The sequence below is a fragment of the Pseudomonas sp. C 49-2 genome (assembly GCF_003970195.1).
Taxonomy (GTDB): domain Bacteria; phylum Pseudomonadota; class Gammaproteobacteria; order Pseudomonadales; family Pseudomonadaceae; genus Aquipseudomonas; species Aquipseudomonas canadensis.
The window spans coordinates 36951-52917 of the sequence record NZ_RXYG01000010.1 but is presented as its reverse complement, the minus strand read 5'-3'; the positions used below and the strand labels follow the sequence as shown (position 1 = coordinate 52917).

The window sequence follows — 15967 nt, the reverse complement described above, 5'->3', positions numbered from 1 at the left end:
CGTGGTTCCAAGGAGTGCATATGACATTGACCGTCAAAACCCTGCTCAACCTGGCCATGGCCAACCCCATCAACGCCGAAATCACCGCGCGCCTGCCTGACCTCGGGGTGGACCAATGTTTCCTCACGGCGGGCTGCCTGTTCCAGGCGGTGTGGAATCATCAGTCGAACTTGCCTGCTGCCCAGGGCGTAAAGGACTACGACGTTTTCTACTTTGATACGGACTTGTCCTACGAGGCCGAGGATAGGGTAATCCGTGCGGCCGAGCAGTTGTTCCAGGACCTGGGCGTGAATGTGGAAGTGAAGAACCAGGCGCGGGTTCATCTTTGGTATGGCGAGCGCTTTGGTCGACCTTATCCGCAGTTGCACACGGCCAAGCAGGGGATTGACCGGTATCTGGTGGCGGGCACCTGCATCGGGCTGGAGATTGCCACTGGCGAGTTGTATGCGCCGTATGGGCTGGAGGACGTGGCGCAGGGCGTGCTGCGCATCAACCCGCTGCATTCGGAACCTGAGTTGTTTATGCAGAAAGCCCGCAGTTATCAGGCGCGCTGGCCTTGGCTGCGGATCGTGGAGCCGGGTTCAGCCCAGTAAGCCTCCCAGTACGCCGCAGCCGGCCACGACCAGCCAGGGTGGCAAGCGCCATACCATCAGTGCTGTCAGGGCGACCACTGCCAGGCTGAAGTCCAGCGCAGTGAAAATCGCGCTGGTCCACACCGGCTGGTACAACGCCGCCAGCAATAGCCCCACCACCGCCGCATTCACCCCGGCCAGTGCAGCCTGGGTGCGTGGGCTGCGGCGCAAGCTGGCCCAGAAGGGCAGGGCGCCGAAGACCAGCAGAAACGACGGTGCGAAGATCGCCAGGAGGCCGACCGTGCCGCCCAGCCAGCCGGTCGGGGCGTGGTTCATCGAGGCGCCGAGGAAGGCGGCGAAGGTAAACAGCGGGCCAGGTACGGCTTGGGTGGCGCCGTAGCCGGCGAGGAAAACGTCGTTGCTTACCCACTGCGGCGCGACCACGTCGGCTTGCAGCAGGGGCAACACCACGTGACCGCCGCCGAATACCAGTGAGCCGGTGCGATAAAAGGCATCCACCAGGGCCAGGGTGGGATTGGGCAGCCAGTTGACCAGGACCGGCAAGCCCACCAACGCAATCACAAACAGCCCCAGCCACAGGGCGCCTGCGCGGCGGTTGATGGCGATTGGCAGCGCGTCATGCTCGGCGCCGGGTTCCAGCTTGAACAGCAACAGGCCGGCCACGCTTGCTGCGATGATCACACCGACCTGGCCCCAGGCAGACGGTTCCAGCAGTGCCACGCCTGCAGCAATCAGCATCAGCGTGAAACGCGCCACGCCCCAGCACAAGTTGCGTGCCATACCCCAAACCGCCTGGGCCACCACGGCCACGGCGACGACTTTGAGGCCATGCAACGCACCGGTGGGGATTAGGGCACCGTAGTGCGCAAGACCCAGGGCGAACAGGATCAGCGCAATGGCCGATGGCAACGTGAAACCGGCCCAGGCCGCAGCGGCACCGCCGTAACCCGCGCGGGACAGGCCCAGGGCGATGCCGACCTGGCTGCTGGCCGGGCCGGGCAGAAATTGGCACAACGCAACCAGTTCGGCGTAACTGCGCTCGCTCAGCCAGCGTCGCCGTGTGACGAACTCCTCCCTGAAATAGCCGAGGTGCGCAATCGGGCCGCCGAAGGAGGTGAGGCCCAATCGCAGGAAGATCAGGAACACCTTCCAAGGATGGGTAGAGGGCTGAGCCAAAGTGAGGGGTCTCGCTCATGACAAATCGGGCTAAGGTGCGAGCACCTTAGCGAAATTTGATGACGTGAAGAAGCGGTGTCGGTTTGCCCGATGTGCCGCTTTGATTGAATTTTTGCCCGCGCGCTTGAGTCATTTAAGCAGGCACGGAAAAAGCCGGCCCTTCACAACCGCTGACTACAGCCAAGGACAGACGATGACTTTCTTTATTTTTCTGCTGGCTTGTGCCGCCGCCGCGAGCACCGGCCTTATTTTCAAGCCGGGTGCCTGGTACGAATCCCTGGTCAAACCCAGCTTCACCCCACCCAATTGGTTGTTCCCGGTGGCGTGGACGAGCATTTATCTGCTGCTGGCCTGGGCCGGTTACCGCCTCAGCCTGATCCCTGGCAGCCAAATGGTGTTGGCGCTGTGGGCGGCGCAGATAGCGTTGAACACCTTGTGGACGCCGGTGTTCTTCGGCGCCCATCGCATCCTCGCGGGGATGGTGATTCTGGCAGTGTTGTGGTTGACCGTCGCGACGATGGTGGTGCTGGCGGTGCAGTTGGACCTGATCACCGGCTTGATTCTGTTCCCGTACCTGGCGTGGCTGTGTGTGGCGGCGGCGCTCAACTTCTCGATTCTGCGGAATAACCGCTGATGGCCGTTAAAGCCTGGCCCGCCAGCGAGCCCGAACGGGCCGAGATGCGCCGCTTCAACCAAAAGCTTGCCTGGTTGCCGCGCTTCAAGATCCGCAATCGCGTCACGCCGCGTTTGATCCAGGCGCTGTTGCGGGTCAGTCAAAAGATCAAGCAAGCGCCTTTGGCTGACACCCACTACGTCGACTCAGTCCCCGTGCGCATCCTGCGCCCCAGCGGCAAGCCCAAGGGCGTGGTACTGGATATCCACGGTGGCGGCTGGGTGATCGGCAATGCGCAGATGGATGACGACCTCAACCTGGGCATGGTCAACGCCTGCAACGTGGCGGTGGTGTCGGTGGATTATCGGCTGGCGGTCGACACGCCGGTCGAAGGGCTGATGGACGACTGCCTGGCGGCGGCGCGGTGGCTGCTCACCACTGAGGAATTTGCCGGCCTGCCGGTGATCGTCGTCGGCGAATCGGCGGGCGGGCACCTGGCAGCGGCGACGTTGCTGGCGTTGAAGCAATGGCCCGCGTTGCTCCAACGGGTGAGCGGGGCGGTATTGTATTACGGCGTCTACGACTTGACCGGCACACCCAGCGTGCGCGCGGCGGGGCCCGACACCTTGTTGCTGGACGGCCCAGGCATGGTCGAGGCGTTGCGCCTGCTCACGCCGGGGTTGAGTGATGACGTGCGTCGGCTGCCGCCGCTGTCACCCTTGTATGGCGACTTCGAAGGCCTGCCCCCGGCGTTGATGTTTGTGGGTGAGTTGGACCCGTTGAGGGATGACACGCTGTTGATCGCTGAGCGGTGGCCGGGGGCTGAGGCGCATTTGTTGCCGGAGGCGGCGCATGGGTTTATTCATTTTCCGGTGGTGATGGGGAAGGAAGTGCTTGCCTATAGCCGTGAGTGGATAAGCCAGCGAGTGAACGGGGAAGTACTCAACCTTCCATCGTCCGAGTAATCTTTCGCCTTTCAATACAGCGCCAAGGAAAAAACGTGCCTGTGAACGCACTGAGCCTACGCCCGGCGATTGTCACTGACCTCCCGTCAATCTACCGAGGGGAGCTGGCCTACATCCAACAATGGGAACCTACTCACGAAGCCGGTTGGCGCTCGCAGGTGGAGCACAACCTCGCTCTGTGGGTCGATAACTTCGAGCTACTCACGGTAGCGGTGCTAGACGGTCAATTGGTCGGGTATTCGTTATGGAGACCCAAGGACAGTTTCGCCGAGCTCTACACGATCAATGTCAGCGAGGCTTATCGGCGCAAGGGGATAGGTCGGGCATTACTGGATGCCTATGGGGTTACGGCGCTGGGCAGCGGCTGCACTCACCTGAGTTTAAGCGTGCGCCCAGACAACCCTGCCCGGCTGATGTATGAAGGTGCAGGGTTTATCGCGGTGGGGACAGACTCCCATGGTTACCTTCGTTATGAACGCGCAAATGGACTGGGAACTAAAAACTTGATCGGTTAGTCAGGTTAATCAGTTGCTCTTATTCTATAAAAAGGACTCCCCCATGCGCGAATACACCCTCAACTACCTGTTCAACGACGAGCCCCGCACCCATGTGTTCGAACTCAAGCAACCCCAACTGCAGATGCATGAAGCGGCGTTGCACCTGCTACAGCTGCATTTTGGCGACGCCGAGAATGGCTTGATCCTGCCGCCCGCGGATGCCAGTCCGGATGAAATTCTGGAGCAGGCGCAGGTGGTGGGGATTACGCAGATAGCCGTTGCATGAGTTCAAACCCGATCATTCAGGTGGCCACGGCGGCGGATATCCCTGAGGTATTGAGGTTCGTGCTGCAAGCCCGTGCCGAGCTTTTCCCCAAGCTCAGTGCGACGGGGATGCCGGCGGACTTGGCGCAGTTCGAGGCGATCTATCTGCAGGGCGACGGGCAATTTCTGGTGGCCCGCGGTGAGGGCCAGATTGTCGCAGCCATCGGCTATCTGCCCTATGACGAGCGTTTCCCGCAGTTGAATTATCAGGGCCGCAGGACCGTGGAGGTGGTGCGCCTGTTTGTGCTGCCGGCGTTTCGCCGCTTGGGTTTGGCGGGCGATTTGTACCGTGCGCTGGAGGCGCAGGCCAAAGCAGATCGGGTCGAGGTGATGTACCTGCACACCCATCCGTTTTTGCCGGGGGCGATTGATTTTTGGCTTCGGCAGGGGTTCGAGGTGGTGGATGTGGACGCGGACCCGGTATGGCGCACGACGCATATGCAACGCACCCTCTAACCCCACCACCCACTGTAGGCGCCGACTCCTACAGTGGGATACGTTGATCAGTTTGGGCGTAGCCGCAATATCTGCGCCCCATCAAACGGGTCCGTCAGGTAATGCGCCTGCACCCCAAACGTCTCCTGCAAACGCTGCGGCGTCAGCACCTCCAGTGGTTTGCCCAGCGCCACCAACCGCCCGTGATCCAGCACCGCCAGCCGATCACAGGTCAATGCCTGGTTCAGATCATGCAGGGCAATCAAGGTGGTGACGGGCAACCCTTGCACGCCCTTCAAAATCCCCAACTGGTGCTGGATGTCCAAGTGATTGGTCGGTTCATCCAGCAACAGGATCTGCGGCCGCTGCGCCAAGGCACGGGCGATGTGCACGCGCTGGCGCTCACCGCCCGAGAGGCTGCGCCAGGCGCGATGGCTCAGGTGGGTGGCGTCGACGTCGTGCAGCGCCTGCTTGACGATGGCGTCGTCCTCGCTGGACCAGGGGCTCAGCGCCGACAGCCATGGTGTGCGGCCCAGCGCTACGGCGTCGAACACGCGGATGGCGTCGTCGGTGTCGGCCTGCTGTTCCACCACCGCCAGTTGCTGCGCGATGGCGCGGCGCGATAGCTTGCCAAGGCGCTGGCCGCCTAACAGGACTTCGCCGGACGCTGGCGTGCGCAGGCCTGCGAGCAACTTGAGCAAGGTGGATTTGCCAGAACCATTGGGACCGACAATCCCCAGTGTTTCACCTGGCTGAACGTCCAGATGAATGTCGCTCAGCAACTGCGCCTCGCGCACTTTAAAACCCAGTCCTGTGCAGCTCAGCACGGTCATCGCGCATTCCTCCGGCCAATGAGGATCAGCGCAAACACCGGCGCACCGACCAGCGCCGTGACCACGCCGACCGGAATCACCTGGCCTTTGATCAGGGTGCGTGACAGCACATCCGCCGCAATCAAGAACAACGCACCGCCCAACGCACTGGCTGGCAGCAAGCGCGAGTGCCCGGTGCCGACCAGCAGGCGCACGGCGTGGGGAATCACCAATCCGACAAAACCGATGGAGCCGACAATCGACACCATCACCGCTGTCACCAGCGCCGCGCAGCCCACCAACACAAATTGCACCCGGCGCACCGGAATGCCGAGGGACGCCGCCGAGTCGCTGCCGAAGGTAAACGCATCCAACGCACGACGGTGCCACAGGCACACGGCCAACCCGGCAATCGCCACCGGCACAGCCAGCCACACCGAAGGCCAGCGCACGCCGCTGAGGTTGCCGAGCAGCCAGAACATGATGCCGCGCGCCTGTTCGGAACTGGCGGATTTGGTGATCAGGAACGCGGTGAGTGCATTGAACAACTGCGACCCGGCAATGCCCGCCAGAATGATCTGGCCGGTGCCGCTGGCCGAACCGCTGGCGCGCGCGAGCAGGATCACCAGCGCAAACGCGGCCATGGCGCCGACAAACGCCCCCGCCGACAACGAAATCAACCCGCCGCCCACACCGATCAACGCCACCAGCACCGCGCCGGTCGAGGCGCCGGCGCTGATGCCCAGCAGGTACGGATCGGCCAGCGGGTTGCGCAGCAGCGATTGCAGGATCACGCCACACGTCGCCAGCCCGGCGCCACACGCAGCGGCGACCAGGGCGCGGGTGAGGCGGTAGTTCCACACCACGCCTTCGTCGATGGGGTCGAGCGCATAACCGGCGGCCCACAGTTTGTTCGCGAGTACCTGGAGTACCACGTGCGGCGAGATGGCGGTTTCGCCGATGGCCACGCCCGCGAGGACGGCGGCTAATAGCAGGGCCAGGGCGAGTAGGGTGCGCATCATTTGGTTAGATCGTAGCCGTCGATGGCCATGGCCAGTTGTTCAAGGCCGTCGAACGTGCGGATGCTGGCCTGCAGCGCCAGGGCGTCGAGGATGATGATGCGGTTGTTTTTCACCGCGTCCATGTTGCGGGTCACCGGATCGCTGCGCAGGAAGGCGAGTTTCTTTTCATGGTCGTCGGCGGGGTAGCGGCGGCGGTCCATGCGCGCGATCACCAGCACGGTCGGGTTGGCCTTGGCGAGGGTTTCCCAGCCGACGGCGGGCCACTCTTCGTCGGACTGTACGACGTTATGCAAGCCGAGGGTTTCCAGCATGAATTGCGGAATGCCCTTGTGGCCGGCCACATAAGGGTCACTGGCCATCTCGGAACTGGAGAACCACACCAAGGCGCTGGCTTGCTTGAGGCCCTTGCTTTGCACGGTGGCGACGGATTTGGCCAGGCGCGCCTTGAGTTCTTCGTTCAGCTGTTGGCCGCGTGCCTGCACGTCGAAGATCTCGGCGAGTTGGCTGATGCTTTTATAAATGGTTTCGATACGGAACGGCTCCAGCCGCGTGCCGTCGGCGCCGACCAGGTTGTCCTTGCCTTCGCAGTCCGAAGGCAACAGATAGGTGGGGATCTTCAGCTCATGGAATTGCTCGCGGGTGCCAACCACGCCTTGCGGCCCCACAACCCATTCCAGTTCGGCGGCCACCAGTTGCGGGCGTTTGGCGATCACGGCCTCAAAGCTTGGCTCATTGTTGGCCAGGCGCTCGATGTTGTCGTTCTGCGCTTTGTACTGTGGCAGTACGCTGTTGAACCACAGCGAGGTGCCGACCACTTTATTGCCCACGCCCAGGGCGTAGAGCATTTCGGTGGCGGCCTGGCCGATGGTCACGCTGCGGGCCGGCGCTTGCTGGAAGGTGAGGTGGCTGCCGCAGTTTTCCACGGTCAGCGGGTAGTGGGTGGGTGCGGCTTGGGCCAGGGCACAGAAACCCAGGCCAGTGAGCAGGGCGGTAACGCGTGGCAGCATGGGGCAATCTCCGAGTGAAGCGTGCGTGTCATTCGGAAATACACCCTTAAGCGCTGCGAGAGCGACAGGCAAGAATGTCCTTCCCGGACACCCCGCCGGTTAGTCATTGAGCTTGGGCCGGCAGGTCTCCTGACTGATGCGTCGTCGCCAGGCTCCGGCCTTCCCGGACAAGGTCCAGTGGCATCAGGGAGCAGGCTCAGCACCTACAGTTGCGGGGGCAGTTCCGATTGGCACGGGTGTACCGCGCTTCGGATTCCCTATTAGTCCCGTTCGGGAACCGGCGCGGTATGGTAGTCGATCACGCGGTTGAACGGGAGGCCGTGAACTCAACGGTAGCTCTCTGGCGTTGAGGCTCCTATGATGGTCAGCCCATGGATCGCTTTATCACAAGGAATACACCGTGAAATCATTTGTCGCGCTCGTCCTTATCGCCACCCTGGCCGGTTGCGCCACGCAAGGTAAATCTGAAAAGCAGATTCTCGACGAGGCCACCACCGCCTACGTCAAGTCGATGCCGGCCGATTCAGACAAGCTTCGCTTGCACACGATGAGCATCCCCAAAAGCGGTATGTTCGGCGACACCCTGGCGATTTCCATGGCCGGCGACCAAAACGCTGCCAGCCTCAGGAGCGAATTGCTGAATACCAAGCGCTTGGGCGATGTGTTCTTTTTGATCATGGGGGCCGGCACCCCGGTCGACGTTGCAGTGATTGGCAAAGCCGTCGAAGGGCAGGATTTGAAGGGCCTGCAGATTTACTACTCGGGCACCGATGCGCAGAAGGACAAAGTGCGTGCGGCGGTTGAGAAGTCGCAGGCGCAGTTTCATTACATCAATGCGCAATGAGGCGGCGGCCAAAGGGCGCAGGTATCTACACCACGCGGGGTACGGCGCTGGCGGCTTGACGGTCGGCCGCAATTTTACTGTTACTCCCGCGATCCAGAATGTGGGAGCTGGCTTGCCTGCGAAGGCGGCCTGACGGCTGGCCTGGATGTTGGATCAGGCCGGGTACATATCCGTTATTTAGGTAACGGCTGCTATTGGTTCCGCTCTTACAGCGGGTCACTTTTGGAAGGACCGGAATGCCGGCCCAGCCAAAAGGTCCTCGCCCCAACACTCGGCACCTCGCCTAGGCTCGGTGTGCCCTCACTCCGGCTTGAATCCGTGGGCCGCCGCGATGGGCCATCCTTGGCCCAGCGCGGCTAACCCGGCGTCCTGCCGGGTTACCCACGGATTCAAGCCTGCGTTCGGCCAGCGTGTTTGACGGGGCGCCTGAGATCAACAGCCAGATCAAGAGCAAGAGCAAGAGCGGCTCGCTTCGCATCGTGGTTGGCGTTGGGTGTGACGCAGTTCAACATGTGAAGCGTCGGTCAGAGAAGAATGTCTTCAGGACCCTGTATCAGCGCTTCAATCCGCGTGCCGGTGGCGCGCTCTTCGTTGCTGAAGCCGTCGTAGTCGGCCAGGTTGCCGAAGCGCAGGCCGGTCAGGCGCTCTATCTGGATCACGCTGCGCTGGTAGGTCCTGAGCTGGCCGAACACTAGGTCGAGTTGGCCCAGTTCGCGGCTCTGGTCAATCATGTAGGCACTCGCGCTAGGCTTGCCGTTGTCGCTGAGGTAGGCGACCACTTTCCAGAACGCCTTGGGGATTTGCACGCCTCGGTACACTCGGTCGTCGTCGGCGAACACCGGGCCGGTAAACACCGTGGCGCGGGCTTTCCAGCGTTGGGTGTTATCGAGGATGTAGTCTTCGAGCTCCAGCCAGGTCTTCTGGTTGAACCCGCTCATCTGCGGCGAGCAGTTGGTGAAATGGAAGGTGTCGAGGTTGGCGGTTTGCGCCTCGTCGCCCCAGTTGGGGTCTTGTCGGCGGACCAGGTGGCCGCGATCCAGGCCATTGCTGGCATACAGCGCTTCGCCCACCTGCGCATCGATGGGCAGGCGGCCGTCATAGGCCCAGGTGTCGTTGCTGCGAATGATGTCGACGTGCTGACCACCATCGATGTTGACGCCCACATACAGCGCAAGCCGCTTGGCGCGTGACATCGTGATCGAGAAGTGCGTGTAGTCCAGGCGCTTCTGTGCATCCCCCGCCAAGGCCTCTTCAACCGTGGGCCAGGGCACCCCGAAGCTGCCGAGAAAGTCCTCGGCGTAGCCGCGTCGGTCCTTCAAGTCTCTGGCTGGGGTGACGCGGGGCGTCGCCGCCCGTGCCTCCAGCAACGTGGGGCTCAGTGCGATCAACGGGCGCAGGTCAGCGAGCCTGGGGCAATATGAAAGGTCGATTTTGGTTTTACGTGCGGGCATCAGTCAGTCCTCCTTGGATAAACACGACTGCAACATAGGTTAATGACAATTGATGACACGCGTTAACCCCTGGGGGCTATCCTGAATCGATGACCCGGACGTTGTCACCTGCCAAATGGAGCCAGCCAATGTGTGTTCGTCAGCCGCATCGCAATCCGATTTTCTGCCTGATCCCGCCCTATATGCTCGACCAGATCGCGCGCAACGGTGATAAAGCGCAACGGGAGGTCGCCTTGCGCACCCGCGCCAAGGACACGACGTTCCGCTCGTTGCGCATGGTCGCCGAACCTGCCAAAGGACCGGCGCACATGGCCCTGGCCATGGGGGCCGATAAGCGCCGCTCGATCTACAGCGCCGAGGGCATCGACAGCCTGCCGGGCAAGCTGGTGCGTGGTGAGGGGCAACCCGCCAGCGGGGATGCCGCGGTGGATGAAGCCTACGAGGGCTTGGGCGCCACCTTCGATTTTTTCGACCAGGTCTTTGATCGCAACTCCATCGACGACGCCGGTATGGCGTTGGATGCCACGGTGCATTTTGGCCAGAACTACAACAATGCGTTCTGGAACTCGACCCAGATGGTGTTTGGCGATGGGGATGCGCAGTTGTTCAACCGCTTCACGGTGGCCCTTGACGTAATTGGTCATGAGTTGGCCCATGGCGTCACCGAGGACGAGGCCAAGCTGATGTATTTCAATCAGTCCGGAGCGTTGAACGAGTCGCTGTCGGATGTGTTCGGCTCGCTCATCAAGCAATATGCCTTGAAGCAAAGTGCGGAAGACGCTGATTGGCTGATCGGCAAAGGACTGTTCACCAAAAAGATCAAAGGCACCGCCCTGCGCTCGATGAAAGCCCCCGGCACGGCGTTTGACGACAAACTGCTGGGCAAGGACCCTCAGCCGGGGCACATGGATGATTTTGTGCAGACCTACGAGGACAATGGCGGGGTGCATATCAATTCCGGTATTCCCAACCATGCGTTCTATCAGGTGGCGACCAAGCTCGGCGGGTTCGCCTGGGAGCGCGCCGGGCGTATCTGGTACGACGCGCTGCGGGATGCGCGGCTGCGGCCCAACTCGGGGTTCCTGCGCTTTGCGCGCATCACTTACGATGTTGCAGGCCGACTCTACGGCGCGAACAAGGATGAACAGAAGGCGGTCAAGGAAGGTTGGAAGGCGGTCGGCATTTCTGTCTGACGTGAGGAACAGCCATGCAAATTTCGATCAAGGAAAACGGCGGTCCCGGTTATTTTCCGGGCTTGGCCAAGCCTCAGACGGTGCAACTCGATGCGCTGCCGGAGCAGGACCAGCAGGAACTGCGGCGGCTTGTCGAGGCTTGCGATTTCTTTCAATTGCCGCAAAGCCATGCACCTGGGCCCGGTAATCCGGGCCAGGTGCATTACACCCTGACGGTGAAGGAAGACGAGCGCGAGCACACCGTTTGCGTGCTCGCGCCGGTCACATCGCAGGCGCTGGACGGGTTGGTGCAGTGCGTGCGTCGGCATGTTCGTTGCTGAGGTTCAGGTGGGAGCGTTCACCCTGCCTGCCAGCGACGCACCGAGTCTGTAGAGCAACCCGCCGGCGATAACGAACAGCGCGAGCATATAGAACATGGTGTGGGCGGGGTGTGTCGCCAACACCATCCCGCACAGCACCGGGCCCAAGGCTGCGCCAACGTTGCCCAGGTTTTGCGCAGCGTAGTACATGCCCCGCAGATGATCGGGGGCGATGATGTCGATGAACATGTACTCGGCAGGGAACACGATGATCTCTCCCAGCGTGAAGACCGCCATGGCTAACACCCAGAACATCAGCGAGGTGGACAAGCCGAACCCCGCCAGGCCGACGATGAACATGCCCAACCCACCTGCGAGCCACAGATTCAAGTGCTGATGGGTAATTCGCTTGCCGATCACGTACTGCAGGCTGATCACCATCAGCGCGTTGGTGGCCACCACGCTGCTGATTATCTGGTAGGCCATTTCGGGTGTCGTGGTGACGATCAGATATTGCGAGAGGTAAGCGGTGAATTGGCCGAAGACCACGGCACTGAGTGCACCGCCCAGGGTAAAACACACCAGCCGGTAATCACTGAGCAGCACTTTGCCGACTGCCAGGAATGGCGCGCGGGGCTGGCTTGTGTCCACGGGCATTGAGTGCTTGTCACCCCACACAGCGTAAACGATAAAAAAACCGGCGCCCAGCATCGCCGACGCCAGGAAGGGCAGGCTGATGGCGAGCGCGGCCAGTCCTGCACCGAGAAAAGGGCCGACGGCGTAGCCGATGTTGGTCAGGGTGTATTTGATCGAAAACGCTTCGCTGCGCGCATCGACGGGCAGTAGCCGGCCAAATCCTGATTTGACTGCGATATCAATGACGGCGTACGCCAGGTTGATCGCGACCAGGCAGGCGTAGAACACCCACAGGTCCCGCGCGGCAAACGCTCCCAGAAACCCGCAGGTGAACATCGCGCAACAGCCCAGGATCAAGCGGTAACCTGGCTGGCTGTCCACCAGGAAACCGCCGTACAGGCTCAATAATGAGCCGACGATCAGTGAACTGCCGATCACCAGGCCGATGTCGGCGACGCCCAATTGGAACTGGCTCGACAGGTAGATCACCAGATAGGGCAAGGTGATGGCCCTGGCGAGGGTCAACACCAGTGACGCACTCAGAAGCAGGTTGACGGTCAAGGGGTAGTTTTTCAGCGTGGTCAGCATCCGAGCCTCAGTGCCAGGTTCATCGGCCATAGCTTACTGTTGAGTTGAATTCTGATTTAGGATGTTAATTACCAGTTTGGCTGACCTGAATTCACAAATGCGGGGCGTGCATGTTTTCTTCCGAACGCTTGAAAGGTATTGATGTGTTTGTGTGTGTCGCGGACTACGGCAGTTTTACCGCCGCTGCCGAGAAAATGAGCCTGACTGCCTCGGCCATCAGCAAAAGCATCGCGCGGCTCGAAACTCGCCTGGGCGCTCGACTGTTCCAGCGCACAACGCGGCGCTTGTCCCTCACCGAGGCCGGTGTGGCGTTTTACCGTACCTGTACGGGGGTGTTGGCTGACCTGGAGGAGGCCGAGCTGTCGCTGCGCGCCGAGCAAAGCGAGCCGCGTGGACGTGTGCGCATTGATCTGCCCAATGTGTTTGGGCGCGTCAGGGTGTTGCCGGTGCTGCTGCCTTTGCTGAAGGCTTTTCCGTCCTTGGTGCCGCACATTTCCTTCAGCGACGGGTTAGTGGACCCGTTCAAGGAGGGTGTGGATCTGGTGGTGCGTGTCGGTGGGGCGCAGGGCTGGCCAGACACGATCGAACAGCGTGTGCTCGCGCACGAATGGTATACGTTTTGTGCCTCGCCGGATTACTTGGCGAACCATGGCACCCCGACGTGCGAGCGTGAGCTTGAACGGCATCAGTGCCTCGCCTACGGCTGGGTGGACGGACGCGTCAGCCCCTGGAACTTCGCCGGTGAACAGGGCACTGCACGTCGTTGGCAGATGGCGCCGCACCTGGTGATCGGCAATGGCGATGGCTTGATGCAGGCTGCGTTGGCCGGTTGTGGGATCGTGCAACTGCCGTCCTGGGTGGTCCGGCCATCGCTGGAGGAAGGCAAGCTGGTTGAGGTGCTGCCGCAGTTGGCCACCGAGGGGGCTGCGATCAGGCTGGCCTGGGTAAGGAATCGCCAGGCGTTGCCCAAGGTCAGTGTTGTGCTGGAGGCCTTGGTGGCGGGGCTGGGAGGGCGATAGCCACGACCCGTGCCCGCGCCACCCACGTGTGTTACTTGCGGTCCAGCCACACCGTCTGCGCGTTGCAGAACTCCCGCACGCCAAAGTGCGACAGCTCGCGGCCGAAACCACTCTTTTTCACGCCACCAAACGCCACCCGAGGGTCGGAAACGCTGAAGGCGTTGACGAAGATGCCGCCGGTTTCCAACTGATTGGCGATATCGCGCGCCTTGGCCGGGTCGGTGGTGAAGATGCTCGCGGTGAGGCCGAACTCGCTGTCATTCGCCAGCGCCACGGCGTGGTCGGCGTCGCGGGCGGTGATGATCGAAGCGACCGGGCCGAAGAGTTCCTGTTTGAACGAAGTCATCTGGTCGGTGACGTTACCCAGTACGGTCGGCTCGTAGTAATTACCGGCGCCGGGTACTTTATTGCCACCCAGCAGCAGGGTCGCGCCTTCTTCCAGGGTGGCCTGGACCTGGCCATGCAACTCGTCGCGCAGGTCGAAGCGTGCCATCGGGCCGATGTAGGTGGTGGCTGACGTCGGGTCGCCCATCACCAAGGCACGGCTGGCTTCCAGGAATTTGGCGGTGAAGGCTTCCACTACGCCTTCCTCGATGATCAGGCGCTTGGCGGCGGCGCAGACTTGGCCGCTGTTCTGGAAACGACCGATCAGCGCGGCTTGCACGGCGGCGTCGAGGTCGGCGTCGTTGAGCACGATAAAGGGGTCGGAACCGCCCAGCTCCAGCACGCATTTTTTCAGCGCGGCACCGGCCTGAGAGCCGATGGCGACGCCGGCACGCACGCTGCCGGTGAGGGTGACGGCGGCGATGCGCGGGTCGGCAATGGCTTTGGACACGCCCTCGTTGGTCACGTTGACCACTTCAAACAGGCCATCGGCGAAACCGGCCTTCTGGAACGCCAACTGGATCAGATAGGCGCTGCCCATCACGTTCGGCGCATGTTTGAGCACGTAGGTGTTGCCGGCCAGCATCGTCGGTACGGCGCCGCGCAGCACTTGCCACACCGGGAAGTTCCACGGCATCACGGCGAAGATCGGGCCCAGCGGGCGGTATTCGATCTGCGCGCTGCCATTGTCTACCAGGGTCGGCTCAGGGGCGAGCATGGCCGGGCCGTGGGCGGCGTACCATTCGCTGAGTTGTGCGCATTTTTCGATTTCGGCACGGGCCTGGGCGATGGGTTTGCCCATTTCCAGGGTGATCATCTGCGCCATGTCTTCGGCTTGTTCACGCAGCGCGGTGGCCAGGCTCAGCAGCAACTCGGCGCGCTGGCTCACTGGTTGGTGGCGCCAGGCGCGGAAGGCGAGGGTGGAGCGGTCGAGGGCGGCGTCCAGTTGCTGCGCGGTTTCATACGGATAGCTGCCGACCGTTTCGCCGTTGGCCGGGTTGATCGAGAGGGCGTGGGTAGTCGCGTTCATGGCACCGTCCTGCTGAGTGAATTAAGTGGAGTTCAGCGTACGGGGCTATCTCTTTTCTGGAAACTGAATAATATTAAGCAATACGTTCACGATTGGAGAATGATTTGGACCTGGTGCAGCTGGAAATCTTCAAGGCCGTTGCCGAGCAAGGCAGCATCAGCGCCGCCGCGCAGTTGATTCATCGTGTGCCGTCGAACCTGACCACGCGCATCAAGCAACTGGAGCAGGATCTCGGTGTGGAGCTGTTCATTCGCGAGAAAAGCCGCCTGCGCCTGTCCCCGGCCGGGTGGAATTTCCTCGGTTATGCGCGGCGCATTCTCGACCTGGTGCAGGAAGCCCGCGCAACCGTGGCGGGCGAGGAGCCCCAGGGCGCGTTTGCCCTGGGTTCGCTGGAGAGCACGGCAGCGGTGCGTATCCCGGCGCTGCTGGCGGCGTACAACCAGAAACACGCCAAGGTCGAGCTGGATCTGAGTACCGGGCCTTCAGGCACCATGATCGAAGGCGTGTTATCGGGGCGGCTGACAGCTGCGTTCGTCGACGGCCCGCTGTTGCACGCGACCCTGGAAGGCGTGGCGGTGTTTGAGGAAGAGATGGTGGTGATTGCGCCGCTGCATCACGCGCCGATCACCCGTGGGCAAGATGTGAATGGCGAGAGCATCTACACCTTTCGCTCCAACTGCTCGTACCGGCATCACCTGGAGCGCTGGTTTTCACAGGACGGCGCGGTGCCGGGCAAGATCTTCGAAATCGAGTCCTACCACGGCATGCTCGCCTGCGTCAGCGCCGGCGCGGGCCTGGCGCTGATGCCGCGCAGCATGCTCGACAGCATGCCGGGGTCGGCGGCGGTGAGCGTGTGGCCGCTGACGGACAACTTCCGGATCCTGCACACATGGCTGATTTGGCGGCGGGGGACGGTGTCGCAGAGTTTGAATAGTTTTGTGAGGTTGTTGGAGGAACGCAATCTAGTAGCGCAGTAATTCAAATGTGGGAGCTGGCTTGCCTGCGATGCTGGCACCTCGGTGTATCAGGCAAAACTGGTTGATGCTATCGCAGGCAAGCCAGCTCCCACATTTTGATCG

Annotated in this window: 18 protein-coding genes and 1 riboswitch; of the genes, 11 read left to right on the top strand and 7 right to left on the bottom strand. The window is 61.9% G+C overall.

What is annotated here, in order from left to right; all coding sequences use genetic code 11:
* Positions 1-20: 20 nt before the first annotated feature.
* Entirely contained in the window at positions 21-593 is a 573-nt protein-coding gene (locus EJ576_RS20030) for a nucleotidyltransferase family protein (RefSeq protein ID WP_126570944.1), read from the top strand.
* Here the strand turns inward: EJ576_RS20030 and chrA are convergent.
* Positions 582-1769, bottom strand: a complete 1188-nt coding sequence (chrA, locus tag EJ576_RS20025) for a chromate efflux transporter (protein WP_256656626.1) — start codon at positions 1767-1769, stop codon at positions 582-584. The two genes, EJ576_RS20030 and chrA, sit on opposite strands and share 12 nt — an antisense overlap.
* 193 nt (positions 1770-1962) lie before the next feature.
* Between chrA and EJ576_RS20020 the strand changes: the two genes are divergently transcribed.
* The 5 genes from EJ576_RS20020 to EJ576_RS20000 are packed head-to-tail and all read left to right on the top strand — an operon-like array spanning position 1963 to position 4624.
* Positions 1963-2403 carry a TspO/MBR family protein gene (locus EJ576_RS20020; protein WP_122725960.1) on the top strand — a complete coding sequence of 147 codons (441 nt, stop codon included), beginning with the start codon at positions 1963-1965 and terminating at the stop codon, positions 2401-2403.
* Positions 2403-3347, top strand: a complete 945-nt coding sequence (locus EJ576_RS20015; RefSeq protein WP_126570943.1) for an alpha/beta hydrolase fold domain-containing protein — start codon at positions 2403-2405, stop codon at positions 3345-3347. Before EJ576_RS20020 ends, EJ576_RS20015 begins: the two co-directional genes overlap by 1 nt.
* A 41-nt stretch (positions 3348-3388) precedes the next feature.
* A complete protein-coding gene (locus EJ576_RS20010; RefSeq protein WP_256656625.1) occupies positions 3389-3862 on the top strand; it encodes a GNAT family N-acetyltransferase in 474 nt (157 codons plus the stop codon).
* 43 nt (positions 3863-3905) lie between these two features.
* Positions 3906-4130 carry a hypothetical protein gene (locus EJ576_RS20005; RefSeq protein WP_126570942.1) on the top strand — a complete coding sequence of 75 codons (225 nt, stop codon included), beginning with the start codon at positions 3906-3908 and terminating at the stop codon, positions 4128-4130.
* Positions 4127-4624 (top strand): GNAT family N-acetyltransferase, encoded by a 498-nt coding sequence (locus EJ576_RS20000; protein WP_126570941.1) that lies wholly within the window; start codon positions 4127-4129, stop codon positions 4622-4624. The genes EJ576_RS20005 and EJ576_RS20000 overlap by 4 nt, the downstream gene beginning before the upstream one ends.
* A 47-nt stretch (positions 4625-4671) precedes the next feature.
* On the opposite strand, the gene EJ576_RS19995 is transcribed toward EJ576_RS20000, so the two are convergent.
* Genes EJ576_RS19995 through EJ576_RS19985 form a run of 3 tightly spaced genes read right to left on the bottom strand, consistent with a single transcriptional unit; the run spans position 4672 to position 7444 of the window.
* Entirely contained in the window at positions 4672-5436 is a 765-nt protein-coding gene (locus tag EJ576_RS19995; protein ID WP_122725966.1) for an ABC transporter ATP-binding protein, read from the bottom strand.
* A complete protein-coding gene (locus EJ576_RS19990) occupies positions 5433-6437 on the bottom strand; it encodes an iron ABC transporter permease (protein WP_126570940.1) in 1005 nt (334 codons plus the stop codon). Before EJ576_RS19990 ends, EJ576_RS19995 begins: the two co-directional genes overlap by 4 nt.
* The gene (locus tag EJ576_RS19985) at positions 6434-7444 is read right to left on the bottom strand and encodes an ABC transporter substrate-binding protein (RefSeq protein WP_126570939.1); all 1011 of its coding nucleotides are present in this window, start codon (positions 7442-7444) and stop codon (positions 6434-6436) included. The genes EJ576_RS19990 and EJ576_RS19985 overlap by 4 nt, the downstream gene beginning before the upstream one ends.
* 101 nt (positions 7445-7545) lie before the next feature.
* A riboswitch (cobalamin riboswitch) is annotated at positions 7546-7741 on the bottom strand.
* 103 nt (positions 7742-7844) lie between these two features.
* On the opposite strand from EJ576_RS19985, the gene EJ576_RS19980 reads away from it, so the two are divergent.
* Positions 7845-8288, top strand: a complete 444-nt coding sequence (locus EJ576_RS19980) for a hypothetical protein (RefSeq protein WP_126570938.1) — start codon at positions 7845-7847, stop codon at positions 8286-8288.
* Between the two features lie 524 nt (positions 8289-8812).
* On the opposite strand, the gene EJ576_RS19970 is transcribed toward EJ576_RS19980, so the two are convergent.
* The gene (locus tag EJ576_RS19970; protein WP_126570937.1) at positions 8813-9739 is read right to left on the bottom strand and encodes a DNA/RNA non-specific endonuclease; all 927 of its coding nucleotides are present in this window, start codon (positions 9737-9739) and stop codon (positions 8813-8815) included.
* Positions 9740-9867: 128 nt separating this feature from the next.
* Between EJ576_RS19970 and EJ576_RS19965 the strand changes: the two genes are divergently transcribed.
* A complete protein-coding gene (locus EJ576_RS19965; RefSeq protein WP_122725976.1) occupies positions 9868-10932 on the top strand; it encodes a M4 family metallopeptidase in 1065 nt (354 codons plus the stop codon).
* A gap of 14 nt (positions 10933-10946) precedes the next feature.
* A complete protein-coding gene (locus EJ576_RS19960) occupies positions 10947-11252 on the top strand; it encodes a protealysin inhibitor emfourin (protein ID WP_126570936.1) in 306 nt (101 codons plus the stop codon).
* A gap of 3 nt (positions 11253-11255) precedes the next feature.
* Here the strand turns inward: EJ576_RS19960 and EJ576_RS19955 are convergent, their stop codons facing one another.
* Positions 11256-12455, bottom strand: a complete 1200-nt coding sequence (locus EJ576_RS19955) for an MFS transporter (RefSeq protein ID WP_126570935.1) — start codon at positions 12453-12455, stop codon at positions 11256-11258.
* 110 nt (positions 12456-12565) lie between these two features.
* Between EJ576_RS19955 and EJ576_RS19950 the strand changes: the two genes are divergently transcribed.
* Entirely contained in the window at positions 12566-13474 is a 909-nt protein-coding gene (locus EJ576_RS19950) for a LysR family transcriptional regulator (protein WP_126570934.1), read from the top strand.
* A gap of 31 nt (positions 13475-13505) precedes the next feature.
* On the opposite strand, the gene EJ576_RS19945 is transcribed toward EJ576_RS19950, so the two are convergent.
* Positions 13506-14888 (bottom strand): aldehyde dehydrogenase family protein, encoded by a 1383-nt coding sequence (locus EJ576_RS19945; protein WP_126570933.1) that lies wholly within the window; start codon positions 14886-14888, stop codon positions 13506-13508.
* Between the two features lie 104 nt (positions 14889-14992).
* Between EJ576_RS19945 and EJ576_RS19940 the strand changes: the two genes are divergently transcribed.
* The gene (locus EJ576_RS19940) at positions 14993-15865 is read left to right on the top strand and encodes a LysR family transcriptional regulator (protein ID WP_126570932.1); all 873 of its coding nucleotides are present in this window, start codon (positions 14993-14995) and stop codon (positions 15863-15865) included.
* Positions 15866-15967 lie beyond the last annotated feature (102 nt).